Source organism: Brucella sp. NBRC 14130 (assembly GCF_040371715.1).
Lineage (GTDB): Bacteria > Pseudomonadota > Alphaproteobacteria > Rhizobiales > Rhizobiaceae > Brucella > Brucella intermedia.
On sequence record NZ_BAABTE010000046.1, the window covers coordinates 1 to 3,597 of the forward strand.

Sequence of the window (3,597 nt, forward strand, 5' to 3'; positions counted from 1 at the left end):
TCAATGCGCCAGGCTCTCGGCATGTCATTTTCCGTTTCCGGTTCAATCACGCCAAGACCTCGGTTTGGTCCGACACTCTGCCGAAGGTTCTGAAGCTTTGCTTCCCATCGCTGCGCGTGCGGTTCGACAAGACTGACTTCTATGTCGAGCTACCAAACGGTTCTCAGGTCTGGATTGCGGGTCTGGATGACAAGGAGCGCGTCGAGAAGATCCTTGGGCAGGAATATGCAACGCTCTATTTCAACGAAAGCAGTCAGATTCCTTGGGCATCGGTTGAAACCGCAATGTCCCGACTGGCCCAGAAGTGTGAGCTCGCGGCTCAAATAGCGAAAGCCACCGGACGGCAGTTTCTGGCGCTCAAGGCCTATTTCGACTGTAACCCGCCCTCCAAGCTGCACTGGAGCTTTCAGCTATTCCGGGCGAAGATGAAGCCCGGCACGAAAGAGGCTCTTCCTAACCCCGACGACTACGTCGAGATGAAGGTAAACCCGTCCGACAATGCCGATAACCTGCCGGCGGAGTATTTCGACGTGCTGGCCTCGATGTCGGCAGCAAAGCGGCTTCGTTTTGAAGCGGGTGAATGGGCAAGTGAAGTCAATGGCGCGTTGTGGGCGCTTGATGACCGCACGGCTGCCGACGGCAAGATTATGCCAGGTATAGACAGCCTGCGAGTGAAACAGGCGCCAGAGCTTGTTCGTATCGTGGTCGCTGTCGATCCATCAGGCACGCGTGGCGATGACGGCGGCGATGATATCGGCATCGTTGTCGCCGGCCGTGGGGTAGACGGTCACGCTTACATTCTTGAAGATGGCACTTGCCAATTGTCGCCGGAAGGATGGGGCAGGCGGGCAGTCGACCTTTATCACCGTTTCGAAGCTGACCGGATTGTCGGTGAGCGGAACTACGGCGGCGACATGGTGCGCTTCACGGTGGCGACCGCCGACAAGAAGGCTGCATTCAAGGAAGTTGTTGCTAGTCGTGGCAAAGCCGTTCGAGCCGAGCCGATCAGTGCCTTGTACGAGCAAGGCAAAGTGCATCACGTGGGCATTTTCCCCGACCTTGAAGACCAGATGTGTAACTTTACGGCCTCCGGCTACGTGGGCGAGGGATCACCCGACCGTGCCGACGCCCTTGTCTGGGCAATCACTGAATTGATGCTGGGCGACGAAAAGAACGTCGCAATGTTCCTTAGAAAGAAGCACCGATGAACCCAATTCGAGCCTTGGCCAATGCCGCGGCGCGTCGGCTCGACGTAATGTTCCCGGGCTACTTCACCGCCGCGAAGCACAATCATTACGCTGACTTTGGATATCCTGAAAACCTGACGTTCGATATGCTGTATGGCATGTACCGCCGAAACGGTATTGCCGCGGCCGGTGTTGACAAGACCATCCTGAAGACATGGCAAGATAATCCTTTCCTTCAGGAAAAGCAGCGTGACGGGTCCGAGGGGCAGCGCAGCGAGGAAACCAAGCTTGAAGCCGATATTCGCCAGAGGTTCGAAGACCTGCGCATCTGGTCACGCATTGCCGAGACCGATCGTCGTTCACTGGTCGGAGCGTACTCCGGTCTGATCCTTCGATTAGCTGACAACAAGAAGTTCTCGGAGCCGGTTGATACGGTGCCGGGCGGGCTTTTGGGGCTAGTCGAAGTCATCCCGGCGTGGGAAGGCCAGTTGCAGGTCTCCCAGTGGGATACGGACGAAATGTCCGATACCTACGGCCAGCCGCTGATGTACCAGTTCAATGAGGCAAGCGTAGGAGAGGAAACACGACAGCCACGCCAGTTTATGCTTCACCCCGATCGGGTGATTATCTGGTCACGTGATGGAACGCTCGATTGCCGTTCACTTCTTGAGCCCGGCTACAACGACCTGATCACCTTGGAGAAGGTCAGCGGCGCAGGTGGCGAGGGATTCTGGAAGAACGCGAAGTCTGCTCCTGTGCTCGAAGTCGATGCTGAAGCCAAGCTTGACGAAATGGCCAAGATCATGGGCGTACCGGTGGATGAACTCGTCGACCGCATGAATGATCAGGTCGAGGACTGGCAACGCGGCTTTGACAAGCTGCTGATGATGCAGGGCATGACCGCGAAGACGCTAGGCGTCACACTGCCGAGTCCTGAACACTTCTTTGCCATCGCCCTCCAGGCGTTCGCAGCTTCCATCTCGATACCGGTCAAGATCCTTGTCGGTTCACAGACGGGCGAGCGAGCCAGCACTGAAGATGCTGACGAGTGGGCCAAGACAAACATGTCTCGTCGGACAAACACAGTCCGCCCGAACATTATGGACTTCGTCAACCGTCTTGAGCGGTTCCGCATACTGCCGGAAAAGGACTGGTATCTGGATTGGGCCGACCTGACTGAAACGTCCATGGCCGAGAAGATCGACCGTGTAGCCAAGATGGCAGATACCAACCAGAAGATGAGCGCATCCAATGAGTTGGTATTCACTGCTGATGAGATGCGTGAAGTCGTCGGCAAGGAGCCTCTCACAGACGATCAGCGATACCGTGAGGACGATGAAGAGGATGTAGCGGCGGCTATCACACGTCCAAAGGATTCACAAATCCAGGAAGATTGATTGATCCTGACGTGGAAATTGATTGAGGATAACCCGGATCAAATAGTTGTGTGTACGGCTCCAAACAATCGCCGAACTTGTACAGGTTTAGAACAATTAATGCGGCAATAGCCTGCAGACAGCTCTCCTGATTAGCGTCGTGAAAATTGCGATAGCGATCATGTTTCACGTTATTGTAGGCGACCCACCAATCAGGTGAAGTTCTCTTCTTTGACCATGTAGAAAATGGGCGAATTGTTCGAGCAATGCGAGGGATAGAAATCTCTACAGTTTCAAAGCCCTTGTAGTGGCTGCATAGAATTGTTTGGCACCCCTTGATACCGGAAATTGGTTTCTCGGCAACACGAGATGCCACAAAGCTCATCAATGTATCAACTTCACTCCCTGCCAACAGTAACAGTTTGGCGTACTCGTTAGAGTAAACCTTCGCATGCTCATCACTTAGAGAAACGAAATCAAGAGTTCGCACGAACTCCCGTTCGATCATGCGCATGTAGTCCCAAGAATTGCGATCCAACATTTTTGCAGCCCCCCCGTTGACTGTGCTGTCTCTTAGTATCCGAAAAGGATTGAAAATGTCCAAAACCGTTCGGGTGAATATCCGATCACTGGCTAACGCCGGTGCGATCCGACGCGAGAAGAGAAACGGCCGAGACGTGGTTATCGTCCCGTCTGCCACTCTCCCAGACAATATCGTCATGAACGACATCATGTACCCGGCTGATGAGATCGCGAAGAGCTTCGCCAGTCTGGAGAGAACTCCAGCACCACTCGGTCACCCAATGATCAATGGTGCATTCGTCTCGGCTCGAGACCCGGAAGGCATCAATCTTGGCTGGATTGGCGCCTGGAATGAAAACGTGCGCCGTGAGAATGGTCGGGTGTACCTCGACAAGGTCATCGATGTGGAAACCGCTAGCCGATCAGACGGCGGAAAGCGGGTTCTGGAAGCCATCGACAATGGCGGGCCCATTCATACGTCAACCGGTCTTCTTGCCCTTCTGGAAGCCGCA

At 54.6% G+C, this 3,597-nt stretch carries 3 protein-coding genes and 1 pseudogene; 3 read left to right on the top strand and 1 reads right to left on the bottom strand.

What is annotated here, in order from left to right:
• On the top strand, positions 1 to 1,208 hold a 1,208-nt coding region (locus ABWW28_RS27330), incomplete at its 5' end, for a phage terminase large subunit family protein (protein WP_353392965.1).
• A complete protein-coding gene (locus ABWW28_RS27335) occupies positions 1,205 to 2,584 on the top strand; it encodes an anti-CBASS protein Acb1 family protein (RefSeq protein WP_179504122.1) in 1,380 nt (459 codons plus the stop codon). The genes ABWW28_RS27330 and ABWW28_RS27335, both read left to right, overlap by 4 nt.
• On the opposite strand, the gene ABWW28_RS27340 is transcribed toward ABWW28_RS27335, so the two are convergent.
• Complete coding sequence (locus tag ABWW28_RS27340) at positions 2,547 to 3,104, bottom strand: hypothetical protein (RefSeq protein WP_179504121.1); 558 nt, start codon at positions 3,102 to 3,104, stop codon at positions 2,547 to 2,549. The genes ABWW28_RS27335 and ABWW28_RS27340 overlap by 38 nt on opposite strands.
• Positions 3,105 to 3,159: 55 nt before the next feature.
• Between ABWW28_RS27340 and ABWW28_RS27345 the strand changes: the two are divergent.
• Positions 3,160 to 3,597: pseudogene (locus tag ABWW28_RS27345) on the top strand (hypothetical protein); the annotation flags it as partial.

Bases quoted from the DNA above. Each gene is read 5' to 3' on its own strand.
- ABWW28_RS27335 (WP_179504122.1), top strand. From the start codon at position 1,205: ATGAACCCAATTCGAGCCTTGGCCAATGCCGCGGCGCGTCGGCTCGAC.
- ABWW28_RS27340 (WP_179504121.1), bottom strand. From the start codon at position 3,104: ATGTTGGATCGCAATTCTTGGGACTACATGCGCATGATCGAACGGGAG.